The 14587-nt window shown below is 62.1% G+C and carries 16 protein-coding genes; 12 read left to right on the top strand and 4 right to left on the bottom strand.

The window, feature by feature from the left end; all coding sequences use genetic code 11:
* Window positions 1-49: 49 nt before the first annotated feature.
* The 5 genes from IE166_RS03890 (at window position 50) to recJ (ending at window position 5929) form a co-directional block, all read left to right on the top strand.
* The gene (locus IE166_RS03890) at window positions 50-808 is read left to right on the top strand and encodes a siderophore-interacting protein (protein ID WP_244641313.1); all 759 of its coding nucleotides are present in this window, start codon (window positions 50-52) and stop codon (window positions 806-808) included.
* A 786-nt stretch (window positions 809-1594) separates the two neighbouring features.
* Window positions 1595-1972: a fluoride efflux transporter CrcB gene (gene crcB, locus IE166_RS03895; RefSeq protein WP_189501780.1), complete on the top strand. Its 378-nt coding sequence runs from the start codon at window positions 1595-1597 to the stop codon at window positions 1970-1972.
* 31 nt (window positions 1973-2003) lie between these two features.
* Complete coding sequence (locus IE166_RS03900) at window positions 2004-2987, top strand: RluA family pseudouridine synthase (protein WP_189501782.1); 984 nt, start codon at window positions 2004-2006, stop codon at window positions 2985-2987.
* 129 nt (window positions 2988-3116) lie between these two features.
* Window positions 3117-4088, top strand: coding sequence for a class II fructose-bisphosphatase (glpX, locus tag IE166_RS03905; protein ID WP_189501784.1), 972 nt, complete (start codon window positions 3117-3119; stop codon window positions 4086-4088).
* A 53-nt stretch (window positions 4089-4141) separates the two neighbouring features.
* Window positions 4142-5929 (top strand): single-stranded-DNA-specific exonuclease RecJ, encoded by a 1788-nt coding sequence (gene recJ / locus IE166_RS03910; protein WP_189501786.1) that lies wholly within the window; start codon window positions 4142-4144, stop codon window positions 5927-5929.
* On the opposite strand, the gene IE166_RS03915 is transcribed toward recJ, so the two are convergent.
* The 3 genes from IE166_RS03915 to folE all read right to left on the bottom strand — a co-directional run bounded on the left by IE166_RS03915 (window position 5919) and on the right by folE (window position 7962).
* Window positions 5919-6845 carry a patatin-like phospholipase family protein gene (locus IE166_RS03915; protein WP_189501788.1) on the bottom strand — a complete coding sequence of 309 codons (927 nt, stop codon included), beginning with the start codon at window positions 6843-6845 and terminating at the stop codon, window positions 5919-5921. The genes recJ and IE166_RS03915 overlap by 11 nt on opposite strands.
* Before the next feature lie 69 nt (window positions 6846-6914).
* Window positions 6915-7334, bottom strand: coding sequence for a phosphoribosyl-AMP cyclohydrolase (gene hisI / locus IE166_RS03920; RefSeq protein WP_189501791.1), 420 nt, complete (start codon window positions 7332-7334; stop codon window positions 6915-6917).
* Window position 7335: 1 nt separating this feature from the next.
* Window positions 7336-7962 (bottom strand): GTP cyclohydrolase I FolE, encoded by a 627-nt coding sequence (gene folE / locus IE166_RS03925; RefSeq protein ID WP_189501793.1) that lies wholly within the window; start codon window positions 7960-7962, stop codon window positions 7336-7338.
* A gap of 237 nt (window positions 7963-8199) precedes the next feature.
* Between folE and IE166_RS03930 the strand changes: the two genes are divergently transcribed.
* From IE166_RS03930 to IE166_RS03955, 6 genes are all read left to right on the top strand, one after another.
* Window positions 8200-8646: an iron-sulfur cluster assembly scaffold protein gene (locus IE166_RS03930; protein WP_189501795.1), complete on the top strand. Its 447-nt coding sequence runs from the start codon at window positions 8200-8202 to the stop codon at window positions 8644-8646.
* A gap of 12 nt (window positions 8647-8658) precedes the next feature.
* Window positions 8659-8949, top strand: coding sequence for a nucleotidyltransferase family protein (locus IE166_RS03935; protein WP_189501797.1), 291 nt, complete (start codon window positions 8659-8661; stop codon window positions 8947-8949).
* Window positions 8946-9323: a HepT-like ribonuclease domain-containing protein gene (locus tag IE166_RS03940; RefSeq protein WP_189501799.1), complete on the top strand. Its 378-nt coding sequence runs from the start codon at window positions 8946-8948 to the stop codon at window positions 9321-9323. Before IE166_RS03935 ends, IE166_RS03940 begins: the two co-directional genes overlap by 4 nt.
* On the top strand, window positions 9301-9639 hold the full coding sequence (gene yidD, locus IE166_RS03945; protein WP_189501801.1) for a membrane protein insertion efficiency factor YidD: 339 nt from the start codon (window positions 9301-9303) through the stop codon (window positions 9637-9639). Before IE166_RS03940 ends, yidD begins: the two co-directional genes overlap by 23 nt.
* Before the next feature lie 99 nt (window positions 9640-9738).
* Complete coding sequence (thrS, locus tag IE166_RS03950; protein WP_385964416.1) at window positions 9739-11703, top strand: threonine--tRNA ligase; 1965 nt, start codon at window positions 9739-9741, stop codon at window positions 11701-11703.
* A gap of 56 nt (window positions 11704-11759) precedes the next feature.
* Entirely contained in the window at window positions 11760-12647 is an 888-nt protein-coding gene (locus IE166_RS03955; RefSeq protein ID WP_244641314.1) for a lysophospholipid acyltransferase family protein, read from the top strand.
* A gap of 16 nt (window positions 12648-12663) precedes the next feature.
* On the opposite strand, the gene IE166_RS03960 is transcribed toward IE166_RS03955, so the two are convergent.
* Window positions 12664-13536 carry a hypothetical protein gene (locus IE166_RS03960; RefSeq protein ID WP_189503228.1) on the bottom strand — a complete coding sequence of 291 codons (873 nt, stop codon included), beginning with the start codon at window positions 13534-13536 and terminating at the stop codon, window positions 12664-12666.
* Window positions 13537-14002: 466 nt separating this feature from the next.
* Between IE166_RS03960 and IE166_RS03965 the strand changes: the two genes are divergently transcribed.
* A complete protein-coding gene (locus tag IE166_RS03965; RefSeq protein WP_189501805.1) occupies window positions 14003-14584 on the top strand; it encodes a nitroreductase family protein in 582 nt (193 codons plus the stop codon).
* Window positions 14585-14587: the final 3 nt, after the last annotated feature.

Here is a 14587-nt window from a genome sequence, read left to right on the forward strand (position 1 = left end):
CCTGCGCGGTGCGTCCGGTGGGCCGAACAACCCGCTAAGGACTTCTAACGTGAACGATCTACGACCCTCCGAACCCATCACCCAGCGCGTCAAGCATGAACTGCGTCGCAGAACCCTAACCGTCCAGGCGGTAGAACGTGTTACGCCGCGCATGGTTCGGATCACGCTGAGCGGCGCTGAACTCGACAACTTCCTCAGCGCCGCACCTGACGACCACATCAAGCTTTTCTTCCCCGGCACCGACGGCAAGCCGGAAATGCGCGATTTCACGCCACGACACTACGATGCCGCGGTGGGCACGCTGGCCATTGATTTCGTGCTGCATGAAGGAGGACCTGCCGGCTCGTTCGCTGCCAGTGCACAAGTGGGCGACACGTTGGAGATCGGCGGCCCACGCGGCTCCCTGATCGTTTCCGATCGCGTAAAGCGCTGGCTGCTGGTTGGCGACGAGACGGCCCTGCCGGCCATCGGTCGCCGCATCGAGGAACTGGGCGCCGACGCCGTGGTTCACGCCATCATCGCCGTCTCGGACGCGCAGGAAGAGCAAAGCTTTGCGAGCCGCGCCGAGGTTCATCTGACCTGGGTTCACCGCGATCCCACCGACAGCGCCAATCCTGAGCCGGTCCTTGCCGCGCTCCGCGAGAGCGAGTTCGTCAGCGATATGTTCGTCTGGGTCGGCGCGGAAGCCAGCGTCGCCCGCGCCGTGCGCGACCACATCCTGAACGAGCGCGGCCATCCCAAGTCATGGATGCGTGCATCCGGCTACTGGCAGATGGGCCACGCCGACGCGCATGAGTCGCTCGACTGATTGATACGACGCGCTTATCCGACCTCAACCTGCGGTATGAGCGCGGCGAGTGTGACATGCGCAGGGTGTTGTTGCCCACGCGGGCCTTGCACACTCTTCGTCATCCTTGGGCGGAGCCGCAGCGCCAGCAAAGGCGTAGACCCGAGAATCCAAGCCTGACCGGTCCTGTCCTCGCTGTTGGTGCCGATTAGCCAATCCAAACTTGGCCGTCACGGCATGGATCCTCGGGTCAAGCCCGAGGATGACGAGCCGGAAAGCGTGCGGCTAAACCTTTGACATTGTTGATGCGGCCATCATCGTGAGCTGTATTCTATCCACGCCGCGACCACTGCGCTTATCCTTCACCCATCGCCCTTGTTGGGAACTCTGGTGCGCACCGGGGATCAGAGAAGGGCGGCGGTGTCCGGGCTGGTTGCGCTGCGGTAGCGCGATCTTGAGGTAATCAGTCCTCCCTAAGCCCGGGCCACGAGCCGGTTCAGCCTGTTTCGGACCTTTCCAGGGGGAGAGCCATCCGAACAGCCCACCGGTGCCGCGGCAAGCGCACCGACGGACGCGAAACCACCCGCGCCGTATCTAAAATCATCAAAGGCGCGGGGATTTTGCGTCCGCTTCCCAAGCCTAGCGCGCGGGAAGGCGGAAACCTGTGCCTGCTGTTGGCGTGCGAACCGTTGCAGCGTGTTCTTTGACAGTATGGCGCTGCGCCAGGATCATGCCACGCCGGATACCCCACACACTCCTATCGTGTAAGACAATCCTAGTGCTGGCACAGAGAAACGAACAACGCTGATGATCAACCTTCTTCTTGTAGCTGCGGGCGGTGCGATCGGGGCGTCGTTGCGGCATCTCGTGAATACCGGCAGCGCCCGCATCTCCGCTTCGGCATTTCCGTGGTGGACGATCCTCATCAATGTCTTGGGTTCGCTCATTATGGGGCTGTTCATCGGTTGGCTGTCGCGGCGCAGCGGAACGTCTGATGCCTTGCGGCTGTTCGTGGCCACCGGCGTGCTTGGCGGGTTCACGACCTTTTCCGCCTTCTCGCTCGATTTCGCGACGCTCTGGCAACGCGGCGAGGTCGTCGGCGCGCTCGGCTATGCGGCCACAAGCGTCATCGTGTCCCTGATTGCAGTGTTTGCGGGATTGTGGGTCGCGCGCATCCTGCCGTGATGCTATCTGCGGTTCAAACAGAGCGTGAAGTATGGCAGGCGTTGAAGTAAAATCGGTGGATGCGGGCGAGGCGGGCATGCGTCTCGATCGCTGGTTCAAGTCCCATTATCCCGGGCTCGGCTTTGGCCACCTTCAAAAGCTGTTGCGCTCCGGCCAGGTTCGCATCGACGGCAGCCGCGCCAAGGCCGATACGCGCATTCAGCCTGGCCAATCGATCCGCATTCCGCCGCTCGGCATTGACGAGAAGGGCGCCGGCGGTCCGCTGACCGCGCGCACGATCCGCGGCCAGGACGACGGCGATCTTCTTGCCAAAATGCTGATCCACGAAGACGACAAGGTGTTCGTGTTCAACAAGCCCGCAGGTCTGGCGGTGCAGGGCGGCTCGGGTGTGTCGCGTCACGTCGATGGCATGCTGGAAGCCTGGCGTAACAAGAAAGGCGAGAAGCCCCGCCTTGTTCATCGCCTCGACCGCGATACGTCCGGTGTCCTTGTTGTCGCGCGTTCCCGGCTCGCTGCGATGAAGCTGGCAGAGTCCTTCAAACACCGCGAAACTCAGAAGACCTATTGGTCCCTCGTCAAGGGCGTACCGAAGCAGCGCGAAGGGCGTATCTCCTCATGGCTGGTGCGGGAAACGACGCCGGATGGCGACCGCATGCGCATCGCCAAACATGGTGAGAAGGGCGCCGACCACGCCATCTCTAACTACCGCATCGTCGAGCAGGCAGGTCAGCAACTGAGCTGGCTGGAAATGGAGCCCTATACCGGCCGCACCCACCAGCTGCGCGTGCACGCCGTGGAACTAGGCTGCCCCATCATCGGCGACCCCAAATATTTCGAAGCAGATCAGAACTGGGAATTCCCGGGCGGCCTGCAGAACCGGCTGCATCTCCATGCAAGACGGATCGTGATTCCGCATCCGGATCGCGGCGCCATCGATGTAACAGCCGACATGCCGCCGCATATGGTGCAAAGCTGGAACCTGCTCGGCTTCGACGAAGGAAGCGCAGCTGATTAGATGAATTGCGCTGCGGACCCTCAAAGCCGGCGCTGTCGCTCTTGAAGCGAACACAGGCCTGCGCCACAACCAGCTTTGATAGCCGCGGCCACACGGGGCCGCGCTTAGCTCCTTTGGGAAGTCCGTACGATGGCAAAACCCGCCGGCCTCGACCGCATCCTTACGCTTGAACTCGTTCGCGTCACCGAGCGCGCCGCCGTGGCCGCCGCGCGTTTGCGCGGGCGCGGCGATGAGAAGGCTGCCGACCAGGCCGCCGTGGACGCCATGCGGTCCGAACTCAACCGTCTGCCGATCAACGGCACGGTGGTGATCGGCGAGGGCGAGCGCGACGAAGCGCCGATGCTTTATATCGGCGAGGAAGTCGGCACGAAGGAAGGTCCGGAAGTCGACATCGCGCTCGACCCGCTCGAAGGCACGACCATCTGCGCCAAGAACCTGCCGAACTCGCTGGCGGTCATAGCCATCGCTGAAAAAAGCAGTCTGCTTTATGCGCCCGACGTCTACATGGACAAGATCGCGGTCGGCCCCGGCTATCCGCAAGGCATCATCAATATCGATGCGCCAGCCGTCGAAAACATCGAAGCGGTGGCCAAGGCTAAGGGCGTGCCGGTGAACGAGATCACCGCCTGCATCCTCGATCGCCCGCGCCATGCTCGGCTAATCGACGCAGTGCGTGCCACCGGCGCTTCCATCCGATTAATCGGTGATGGCGATGTAGCTGGCGTCATCCACACCACCGACGCGGACGAAACCGGCATCGATATCTATCTTGGCTCGGGCGGCGCGCCGGAAGGCGTGCTGGCCGCGGCGGCTCTACGCTGCATTGGCGGTCAGATGCAGGGTCGTCTGCTGCTGAACTCCGAAGAAAAGGTCGCGCGTGCGGCCACGATGGGCATTTCCGATCCGCACAAGATCTACCAGATGGAAGACATGGCTCGCGGTGATGTGCTGTTTGCGGCAACCGGCGTGACGGACGGCAACCTGCTGTCCGGCGTCAAGTTCGGCCGCGACTCCATTCAGACCCACACGATCGTCATGCGCTCTTCGTCCGGCACGGTGCGCGAGATCAAGGCGCGACATCAGGACCTCGACAAATTCTGACTGTGAAGGCCGCGAGATCTTATATTGACGCGATGATGGACTCGCCGCGCAAAATGCACAACCGTAGGCACTTCCTGGACATTCGCCGCTCGATCAACGGCCTTGCCTGGGAACACCGGCTCAACGAGCGTCAGGAAAACCTGGCGCTGGCTATTGCGCAGGGTCATGGCGTGCCGGATCTCGTTGCGCGCGTCATGGCCGGTCGCGGCATCACAGCCGACACGGCGTTGGGCTTCCTCGATCCGACCATCCGCGCACTGCTTCCCGACCCCGCCAGCTTCACCGATATGCTGCCGGCGGCCGAGCGCATCGCGCATGCCATCGAGCGCGGAGAACGCGTCGCGATCTTCGGGGATTACGATGTGGACGGCGCGGCGTCCTCGGCGCTGATGAAGCGCTTCCTCGACCATTTCCACATGCCATCCGAAATCTACATCCCGGATCGCATCTTCGAGGGCTACGGCCCCAATCCCGATGCGATGCGCGAACTTGTCGGGCGCGGTGCAAAGCTGATCGTCACCGTCGATTGCGGCACCAACAGCGCGCCGTCGATTGAGGCGGCCAATCAGGCGGGTTCGGATGTTGTCGTGCTCGACCATCACCAGGTCGGCGGCGAACTGCCAGCGGGAACGCCAGTGGTTAATCCGAACCGGCAGGACGATCTGTCGGGGCAAGGCCATTTGTGTGCGGCCGGCGTCGTGTTCGTCACGCTGGTGCAGGTTGCAAAGCTGCTTCGCGCACGCGGCAAGACACCGCCGAACCTCCTCGAGATGCTCGACCTCGTGGCGCTTGCCACCATCTGCGATGTCGTGCCCCTGATCGGCGTCAACCGCGCCTTCGTCGCCAAAGGTCTGATCGTTGCCCGACAAAACCAGAATTCAGGCCTGTCGATCCTGGCGCGCGTTTCGCGCATCGGCGAACCACTCAACGTGTTTCACCTCGGCTTCCTGATCGGTCCGCGCATCAATGCCGGCGGTCGTATCGGCGACGCAGCCCTCGGCAGCCGTCTGCTTTCCACCGACGATCCTGTCGAGGCGCAGAAGATCGCCGAAACGCTCGATCGCCTGAATGCCGCGCGTCAGGCCATGGAGCAGGAGATGCTTGCCCAGGCGCGTTCCGAAGCCGACGCCGAACTCTTCGGCGGGCAAGGTCCTGCGGTGCTGGTGACCGCCAGCGACAAGTGGCATCCGGGCATCGTCGGCCTGATCGCGGCCCGCTTGAAGGAACATGCAAGGCGACCGAGCTTCGCCATCCATTTTCATCCAAACGGCGTCGGATCGGGCTCCGGAAGGTCCATTCCGGGCTTTGATATCGGCAAACTGGTCCGCGAAGGGGTCGAGGCTGGCATCCTCACCAAGGGTGGTGGCCACGCTATGGCGGCCGGTATCACGCTTGAACGCGCCAAGCTTGGCCAGCTACGCGCCTTCTTCGAAGAGCGCGCCAGCGACGTTCATGCCTTGCGTGCCGACGAGACCTTGCCGATCGATGGCGCGCTGTCAGCCGAAGGCGCGAACTTCACCATGCTCGATGCGCTTGAGAAGGTTGGCCCTTTCGGCGCAGGCCACGCTAACCCCGTCGTCGTGCTGCCGCGCCACCGTGTCGCCGATGTCCGCGAAGTCGGCAACGGCGGTCACCTGCGCGTGCAGGTGCGCTCCGAGAGCGGCGGCCAGCTTTCCGGCATGGCCTTCCGCGTGGCCGAAAGCGACCTCGGGATCTTCCTGAAGCGCAGCATCGGCAAGACAGTTCACCTCGCCGGCTCGCTGTCAGCCAACTACTGGAACGGCAGCCGCAGCGTTCAATTTCGCATCATGGATGCCGCGGAACCCTCGCTCAAACCATGACAGATTGCAGGCGGAGCAGCTCGCTTGCCTGTGCCTTCGCCGTCTCGTAGCCGATCTGGATCGCCTCATCGGCGCGGTGGAATTCCGACAGACCGATATGGCCGAGCTTCGGCTGCAACGACAGGTCCGGCGGATCGCCTGCCAGGCGCGAGCGCGACAACCGATCCTGAATGATGTTGAAAGCTTCCACCATCACACCGGTCACGCCCAGCCGCGACTCGCGTCCTGTCGGCGGTGTTGCCGCCGTCTTCGGCCGTGGCGCATCGCGCGCAATCACCAACTCACCTGCGCTGTGCTTGATCACGGCGGCGCGGCCAAACAGATCGTAATGCAGGTTCACGCCCACCACGAGCGGCTGCTCGTAAGCACGACAGACCGAAACCGGCACGGGATTGACCAGCGCACCATCCACAAGCACGCGGCCGTTGCATGGAACGGGCTCGAACACGCCGGGCAGGGCGTAGGATGCCCGCATCGCCGTCACCAGCGAACCATCGGTCACCCAGATCTCATGTCCAGTCCGAAGCTCGGCAGCGACGCACACGAAAGGCTTAGACAGGTTCTTGAAGCTCTTGCCGGCAAGATGCTCCTGAAGCCGCGCATCGAGCTTCATGCCGCCGAACAAGCCGTTGCCGCCAAGCCGCAGATCGAGCAAGCCGAAGATGCGTCGCTTGGTCAGGCCGCGTGCGAACGCTTCCAACTCATCGAGCTTGCCGGCGAGGTAGCAACCGCCAACCAGCGCGCCGATCGAGGTGCCGGCGATCATATCGACGGCGATGCCTGCTTCATCCAGCGCACGCAGTACGCCGATATGCGCCCAGCCACGCGCCGCGCCACCGCCAAGCGCAAGCGCGATGCCTTGCCTCTTCGGGGAAGGAATTTGGATCAGATCGGCGGGAGACATAGTGCGGTCCATGATCAGCCGACTATGCAGAAGGCGTCATGAACATTGCATGAAAGGGAGTCGGACCCTGATGAGCTGCGATCAGCCTTCGTCGGCCGGAACGAGGCGGACGCCGTCCGCATCGCGATCCACGACCCGATAAAAACAGCTACGGCGATCGGTGTGGCAGGTCAGCCCATCCCCATCGACCGTGACGCGCACCCACAAGGCATCCTGATCGCAATCAACCCGGATTTCCTGAACCTGCTGCGTGTTGCCGGAGGTCTCGCCCTTCTTCCACAGCTGATTGCGGGAACGGGACCAGTAATGGGCGATGCCCGTGTCGAGTGTGAGCTGAAGCGCTTGCGCATTCATATGGGCAACCATCAGAAGGTGGTCGTCCCTGGCATCAGTCACGACGGCTGTCACCAGCCCATCGCTGTTGAAGCGCGGCGACAACACCGCGCCTTCTTCCAGCTCCCGCTTGTCACTGGGTGCTGCCGGGAAAGTTGGCTCGCTCATCTCACGCCTTGCTGCTGGTGCGCAGCAGGGTCATGAAACGGATCTGATCGTCGGGGCTATCGGCGAATACGCCGGTAAAGGTGGAAGTCAGCGTGGTCGCGCCTTGCTTTCGGATGCCGCGCATGGCCATGCACATATGTTCCGCTTCCAGGATCACGGCTACGCCGCGCGGCTTGAGAGTGTCCTGGATGGTGTTTGCGACCTGCGCCGTCATGGCTTCCTGCGTTTGCAGGCGGTGCGCGAAGATGTCGACCACGCGCGCCAGCTTGGACAGACCGACAACCTTTCCATCCGGCAGATAGCCGACATGCGCACGGCCGATGATCGGCACCATGTGATGTTCGCAATGCGAGTGGAACAGAATGTCCCGCTCGATCACCATGTCCTGATAGCCTTCGACTTCCTCGAAGGTGCGCCCAAGTTCTTCGGCCGGATCCTTGTTGTAGCCGTCGAACATTTCCTTATAGGCCTTGGCGACCCGCATTGGGGTATCGAGCAGGCCTTCGCGCTCGGGATTGTCGCCTGCCCAAAGCAGGAGCGTGCGCACGGCCGCTTCGACCTCGGCCTGGGTCGGGCGCTTGGGTTCGCTGGAAGCGCGGAGGGGCAACGATTTCAGAACGGCGTCCATAAAGGCGTCTCCCGTAGTCCCTTTCGCGGAAGGGACGAGTTAAACGGATCACTGCCTGAGTTCGGTTTTGCGGGAGCGAGCTCCAGCCGAATGCGGCGGTTTGGGTTCAGAAATCTGCTTACGACAGCTGCGCTTGCCGCTTTATGAACCGTGCTCCTATATATGAAGAGCCGAGCGCGAAAGGAAGGCGTTCGCGCGGCAAACCATGCTTAAGCTGCGCCGCTGCGGAGAAACAACATGATCGATGCAGTCTACAACGCGAAAATTCTTGGATTCGCCGGAAATATCGGCCGCACTGGGCGCCTCGACACGCCCCATGCTACGGCCAAGGCGCATTCGAAACTTTGCGGCTCCACGGTGCTCGTCGACCTCTGCATGGAAGACGGCATCATCACCGATTTCGCCCATGACGTGAAGGCCTGCGCGCTTGGCCAGGCCTCATCGGCGATCATGGCACAGCACGTCGTTGGCTCGACCGCCGACGAGTTGCGCATCTTGCGTCAGACCATGCACGCCATGCTGAAGGAAAATGGAATCCCGCCGGACGGACGCTTCGAGGATCTGAAGTATTTGGAGCCGGTACGCGACTACAAAGCGCGGCACGCATCGACCATGCTGACCTTCGATGCCGTGGTGGATGCGATCGACCAGATCGAGCGCGCCAACGCTAACAAGGCTGCCTGAGGAGAAGCCGCCATGCGTCCGTCGGAAGCGTTGGCCAAGCATAGGGATGAGGTGCTGGCGATTTTAGCAAAGTATCCGGTGAGCAATCCACGGGTGTTTGGATCCGTGGCGCGCGGGGAGGACACCGAAGCGAGCGATCTGGATCTTGTGGTTCAAATCGCGGGCGTGATGACGCTATTCGATATGGCTCAGCTTGGCGAAGACCTTGCTGAACAGATCGGCGCGCCGGTCGATGTCCATTCGGAAAAAGACTTCTCGGAGCGCGTTCTTCGTCGCCTCGAGCGATCCTTCAAACCGTTATGACCGAGACTGCCTTACCTGAAGAACTGATAGATCGGCTGGTAGGTTTGCATGAGGCGTGCCTACGCGTTGAGCGGGTCACACAAGAAATGACCTGCCAGACGCTGAGTGCCCGCGAGATTGAGCAACTCGCTCTCTCCAAGGCGATCGAACTTGTCGGCGAGGTGTCGAATGGCATCGTTCGTAAATACCCTGATTTCGCGATGTATGCGGTGCAGCTTGAATTGCGAAAGGCCGTCGGGATCCGCCATATTCTGGTGCACGGCTATGAGACCATCTGGCACAAGACGCTATGGGAAACGGCTAGGATCAGCATTCCCGAGATGCGTGGCGCATTGGAGCCGATACTGATCGATGCCGGCGAGCAGATCCCGTAACTTTTCAGCCCCATGGCCTCGCACGCCCGGCCGCTTGTTCGGCACCGGCTGCGTGCGCCTGTATCAATTGACGCTTTCCGGCTTCCTCGGCAATGGCTGCCGGCATTATCCGACCTGTTCGGAATATGCCTATGAAGCCATTGCCCGGCACGGCCTCTGGTCTGGCGGCTGGCTGTCCTTGTTCCGCGTCATCCGCTGCGGTCCTGGCGGCACGCATGGCATCGATGTCGTGCCGGACGATCTCGGATCGCGTGCATCGCCTTGGAGGCCGTGGCGCCTTTGGGCATTCGGACGCAAGCCGCGCAGCGCCGACTAGGCTTTACGCATGGGCTTTCGCCCGCTACATGCGCGCAGCGCCCTGACATGGCGCGCGACCACCCGCGTTCGTATGCGGGACTGGATAATGGAGAACAGCATGTCCCAGGTTTCCCTCACATTCCCCGACGGCTCCGTGCGCGACTATGATGGCGCAGCAACCGGCGCCGCTTTGGCCGAGTCGATCTCGAAGTCGCTTGCCAAGAAAGCGGTCGCCTATGCCGTCGACGGCACCATCCGCGATCTCAGCGAACCGCTCGGCACTTCCGGCAAGATCGAAATCCTGACGCGCGATGATCCGCGCGCGCTGGAATTGATCCGCCATGATACCGCGCACGTCCTCGCGGAAGCCGTGCAGGAACTGTGGCCCGACACGCAGGTGACGATCGGCCCAGTTATCGAAAACGGCCTCTATTACGACTTTGCCCGCAAAGAGCCTTTCACGCCCGATGACTTCCCGGTCATCGAGAAGAAGATGCGCGAGATCATCCAGCGTAACAAGCCGTTCACCAGGGAAGTCTGGGATCGCGCTCGCGCCAAGCAGGTGTTTGCCGACAAGGGGGAGGGCTACAAGGTCGAGTTGATCGATGCGATCCCCGAGGGTCAGGATCTGAAGATCTACTACCAGGGCGACTGGTTCGATCTTTGCCGCGGTCCGCACATGGCCTCGACCGGCCAGATCGGCAACGCCTTTAAGCTGATGAAGGTCGCGGGTGCCTATTGGCGCGGCGATTCAAACAACCCGATGCTGACGCGCATCTACGGCACGGCCTGGGCGACCCAGGAGCAGCTGGACCAGTATCTGCATGTGCTGGAAGAAGCTGAGAAGCGCGATCATCGCCGTCTCGGTCGCGAGATGGACCTGTTCCATTTCCAGGAAGAAGGTCCGGGCGTCGTTTTCTGGCATTCCAAGGGCTGGAAGATGTTCCAGAACCTCGTCAGCTACATGCGCCGCCGCCTCGAGGGCGACTACCAGGAGGTGAACGCGCCGCAGGTGCTTGATCACAGCCTGTGGGAGACGTCCGGCCATTGGGGCTGGTATCGCGACAACATGTTCAAGGTCACGGTCGCCGGTGACGAGACCGAAGATGAACGCGTCTTCGCGCTCAAGCCGATGAATTGCCCCGGCCATGTGCAGATCTTCAAGCATGGCTTGAAGTCGTATCGCGAACTGCCGATCCGCCTTGCGGAATTTGGCGCGGTGCATCGCTACGAGCCATCCGGCGCGCTGCATGGCCTGATGCGCGTGCGCGGCTTCACGCAGGACGACGCGCATATCTTCTGCACCGACGAGCAGATGGCCGAGGAATGCTTGAAGATCAACGACCTGATCCTGTCGGTCTATAAGGACTTCGGCTTCGAGGGCATCACGATCAAGCTGTCGACGCGTCCTGAAAAGCGCGTTGGTTCGGATGCGCTGTGGGACCGCGCCGAGAGCGTGATGATGGATGTGCTCAAGACGATCGAAGCGCAGTCGCCGGAGATCAAGACCGGCATTTTGCCGGGCGAGGGCGCGTTCTACGGACCGAAGTTTGAATACACACTGAAGGATGCGATCGGCCGCGAATGGCAGTGCGGCACGACACAGGTCGACTTCAACCTGCCGGAGCGCTTCGGCGCCTTCTATATCGGTTCCGATTCCGAGAAGAAGCAGCCAGTGATGATCCATCGCGCCATCTGCGGTTCGATGGAGCGCTTCCTCGGCATCCTGATCGAGAACTTTGCCGGCCATATGCCGCTGTGGTTCGCGCCGGTTCAGGTTGTGGTCGCCACCATCACCTCCGAGGCGGACGAGTATGCGCGCGAAGTGCAGAAGGTGCTGAAGAAGGCTGGTCTGCTGGCCGAACTCGACCTTCGCAACGAGAAGATCAACTACAAGGTGCGCGAGCACAGCCTGGCAAAGGTGCCGGTGATACTCGTTTGCGGCAAGCGCGAAGCGGAAGAGCGGGCGGTCAATATCCGCCGGTTGGGTTCGCGCGATCAGTCGGCGATGTCACTGGACGAGGCATTGTCCATGCTGGTTGCGGAAGCCACGCCGCCCGATCTCGCACGTCAGACCGACTGACCGTCATCTGACCATCACGCAGGCTTCACACGCCTGTCACTGGCTGCTGCGCATGAATGACCATGCACAGCAGCCAAGCCACGCTTAATTCCGGTCTTTCCGCGCTCTCCTACGCCGATGCCGTGGAGAGTTGGCTCGGCCGCAAGATCATCACACTGTCCGAACAGCTTTCGGGCCGCCGTCACTACGAGGCGCTGTACCGGATCTGGTGCGGCGAGATCGTGCCTTCGAACGAGCGGGTTTTCGGGCGTATGCTCGAGCTGATCGACATCGATCTGGCCGTGCAGGGTGCGTTACCGAAAGCGGCACCCGACGATCGGCTGATGCTGATCGCCAACCATCCCTATGGCATCGGCGACGGCATCGCGATGCTGGCTTTGGCCGAGCAGCTTGGCCGCCCATTCCGCGTGCTGATCAACTCCGAGCTTCTGCGCATTCCGGAAATGCGGCCTTATTCGCTACCGATCGACTTTCATGAAACCAAGGAAGCGCAACGCAACAATCTGGCTGTGCGGCGCGAAGCGCTCGAGCTGATCCGGAAGGGCGTGACGATCGTCGTTTTCCCGGCGGGTGCCGTCGCAACCGCGACGAAGCCTTGGGGGCGTGCAGCGGATTGGCCGTGGAAGCTGTTTCCGGCGCGACTGATCCAGGATGCGCAGGCCAGCGTTGTACCGATCCACTTTGCCGGCCAGAACGGCCGCCTGTTCCACCTGGCGAGCCACATCTCGCTGACCGCCCGCATGTCGATGCTGGTGCGAGAGTTCACTAAGCTGTCCGGCGGTTCGGTCCATGCGCGCATCGGCGACGTCCTGCCTTGGTCGTCGCTGGAGCCGATCCGAGACCGAAAGGCGCTGACGGCGCATCTGCGCGCTGCCGTGTTCGACCTTTCACCGGATGGCGATGATGCGCGCTCCGGCGGAGCGGTAATCGATCCGCTGTACTAGGGCTTAACCCAATCAGCTATTCGCTGGTGACCTCAGCAGGACTCGCCGGCTGGCCTTCAGTTGCCAGAACTTCGACATCCTGATTGCGGCCGGCAAGCACTGTGAAGTCGCGGCTATAAATGCGGTCGCGGTTTTTCGCGACGGCCGTGTAGGTGCCTTCCGCCAGCACCATAGAGGCAAAAGCGCCAACATTCTCCTGAACGATATCGCCGGACCCGTTGACCACGGACCAGGCCGTATCGGCGATGGCCTCACCGCCGGCTTCGCGCACCAGCTTCATCGTCATCTGCGCGGCCTTGTGCTCGACCGTTGCTTCCGTCAGCTGGCCGCTTTCCACGCGGATGTCGGAGCGGATCACGGCATTCACCGTGCCGTAAGTCGACACCACGTGGTAGGTGCCAGCGTTCAGCCGAACGACCGTGCCTGGGCTAACATCGGGAATGATCAGCGCGCGTTCACCGGTTGCATCGGAATGGCTGTCGAAGATCGAGAATCGCAGTTTGTCCGAGGGAATGCGCATGCCGCCCGACAGAACCGCGTCGAGCTTCAGCCCGCCGGCGTCAAGCACGAGGCTTTCGCGCTTCGGCTCCCGCGTCACGCTGATACGCTTGGTGACGCCCGCGCGGCCATAAGCGGCATGAACGAGATAACTGCCGGGCTCCAGCTGGAACACGCTCGTTCCGCCTTGCGCCGAAGCCACCAGAGGCAGTTTGCCGTCTTCACCAGCATCCGGCTTGAACACGCGCCAAACCAGTCCGCGCGGGATCTCCTTGGCATTCTCCGTCAGCTGCGCACCGAGCGTAATTTCGCCGAGATTACCTGTGGCCAGCGGCGTTTGCTGGTTGGCCGGCGCATAGTTGGTGATGCCCGGCAGTTTGACGTCTGGCATCGTCGCCGCGGGTGCGTCTCCGCCGAAGCCCGGCGTTGCCGGTGGCGTGCCTTCGAGCAGCGGCGCATCGGGAAAGCCGTCATCATCGGCAGGAGCATCATCAACTTGAGGGGGAGCGAACAAGGGTCGGCGCCCGCTATGACCTTCCGGCGGCACACCCAGGCCACCTTCGGACTGACCACCATTGGGCCCGCCGCCCGGTCCGCCGGGCCCGCCTGGACCGCCACCGCCAGGCCCGCCGCCTTGCTGTGCGATGGCGTTGCTCATGACCATGCCCAGAAGCGCAACGCCTAATGTTGTCGAACGCAGTGCCGTCGAAATCATTTTACGATGGTCTGACCCTAATCACCGGCTTGCTTTGGACAGGGGCGCGATGGCAATTTCAAGACGTTTCCGTGCAGCATGACCCAGGCATTTACGGCTGAGGCACGCATCCCGCATCCCGCTGCTTCAGGAGTTTGTTTTCATGTCTTCCGACATCATCGACTTTCTGTCTACCCGCAAGTCCGCGCCTATCAACGAGATGATGGGGCCTGGCCCTTCCGACTCGGAGATCGAGACCATTCTGCATATCGCGTCGCGCGTACCCGACCATGGCAAGCTCGCGCCGTGGCGCTTCATTCTCTACCGTGGGGATGCGCGCGTTGAAGTCGGCAAGAAGCTCGTGGAGCTTGCCGAACAATTAGAAGGTCCGCTGCAGGAAGGGCGTCGTCAGCAGGAACTGACCCGATTCTCACGCGCGCCGCTGGTGATCGGCGTTGTGAGCGTTCCGAAGCCACACCCGAAGATCCCGGATTGGGAGAAGTTTCTGTCCGGCGGTGCTGCGGCCATGAATGTGGTGCTGGCGGCCAACGCGCTTGGCTATGCGGCCAACTGGATTTCCAACTGGTATTCGGATCAGCCGGAGGGACGGCGCATCCTGGGGCTGAAGTCGGATGAGCGCGTCATCGGCTTCATCCATATCGGAACGCATCAGGGCGAGATTTTCGAGCGTCCGCGTCCGGACCTCAGCGACATCGTCAGCGATTATTCGGGACCGGCGGAGTAAGCT

It is taken from the genome of Tianweitania populi (genome assembly GCF_014652875.1).
Lineage (GTDB): Bacteria > Pseudomonadota > Alphaproteobacteria > Rhizobiales > Rhizobiaceae > Tianweitania > Tianweitania populi.

Coding starts and splice junctions, on each gene's coding strand:
- IE166_RS03955 (WP_244641314.1), top strand. CDS start 11,760: ATGACCATGCACAGCAGCCAAGCCACGCTTAATTCCGGTCTTTCCGCG.
- IE166_RS03900 (WP_189501782.1), top strand. CDS start 2,004: ATGGCAGGCGTTGAAGTAAAATCGGTGGATGCGGGCGAGGCGGGCATG.
- yidD (WP_189501801.1), top strand. CDS start 9,301: ATGCCGGCGAGCAGATCCCGTAACTTTTCAGCCCCATGGCCTCGCACG.
- IE166_RS03965 (WP_189501805.1), top strand. CDS start 14,003: ATGTCTTCCGACATCATCGACTTTCTGTCTACCCGCAAGTCCGCGCCT.
- crcB (WP_189501780.1), top strand. CDS start 1,595: ATGATCAACCTTCTTCTTGTAGCTGCGGGCGGTGCGATCGGGGCGTCG.
- recJ (WP_189501786.1), top strand. CDS start 4,142: ATGCACAACCGTAGGCACTTCCTGGACATTCGCCGCTCGATCAACGGC.
- IE166_RS03930 (WP_189501795.1), top strand. CDS start 8,200: ATGATCGATGCAGTCTACAACGCGAAAATTCTTGGATTCGCCGGAAAT.
- IE166_RS03940 (WP_189501799.1), top strand. CDS start 8,946: ATGACCGAGACTGCCTTACCTGAAGAACTGATAGATCGGCTGGTAGGT.
- hisI (WP_189501791.1), bottom strand. CDS start 7,334: ATGAGCGAGCCAACTTTCCCGGCAGCACCCAGTGACAAGCGGGAGCTG.
- IE166_RS03935 (WP_189501797.1), top strand. CDS start 8,659: ATGCGTCCGTCGGAAGCGTTGGCCAAGCATAGGGATGAGGTGCTGGCG.
- IE166_RS03915 (WP_189501788.1), bottom strand. CDS start 6,845: ATGGACCGCACTATGTCTCCCGCCGATCTGATCCAAATTCCTTCCCCG.
- thrS (WP_385964416.1), top strand. CDS start 9,739: ATGTCCCAGGTTTCCCTCACATTCCCCGACGGCTCCGTGCGCGACTAT.
- IE166_RS03960 (WP_189503228.1), bottom strand. CDS start 13,536: ATGCCAGACGTCAAACTGCCGGGCATCACCAACTATGCGCCGGCCAAC.
- folE (WP_189501793.1), bottom strand. CDS start 7,962: ATGGACGCCGTTCTGAAATCGTTGCCCCTCCGCGCTTCCAGCGAACCC.
- glpX (WP_189501784.1), top strand. CDS start 3,117: ATGGCAAAACCCGCCGGCCTCGACCGCATCCTTACGCTTGAACTCGTT.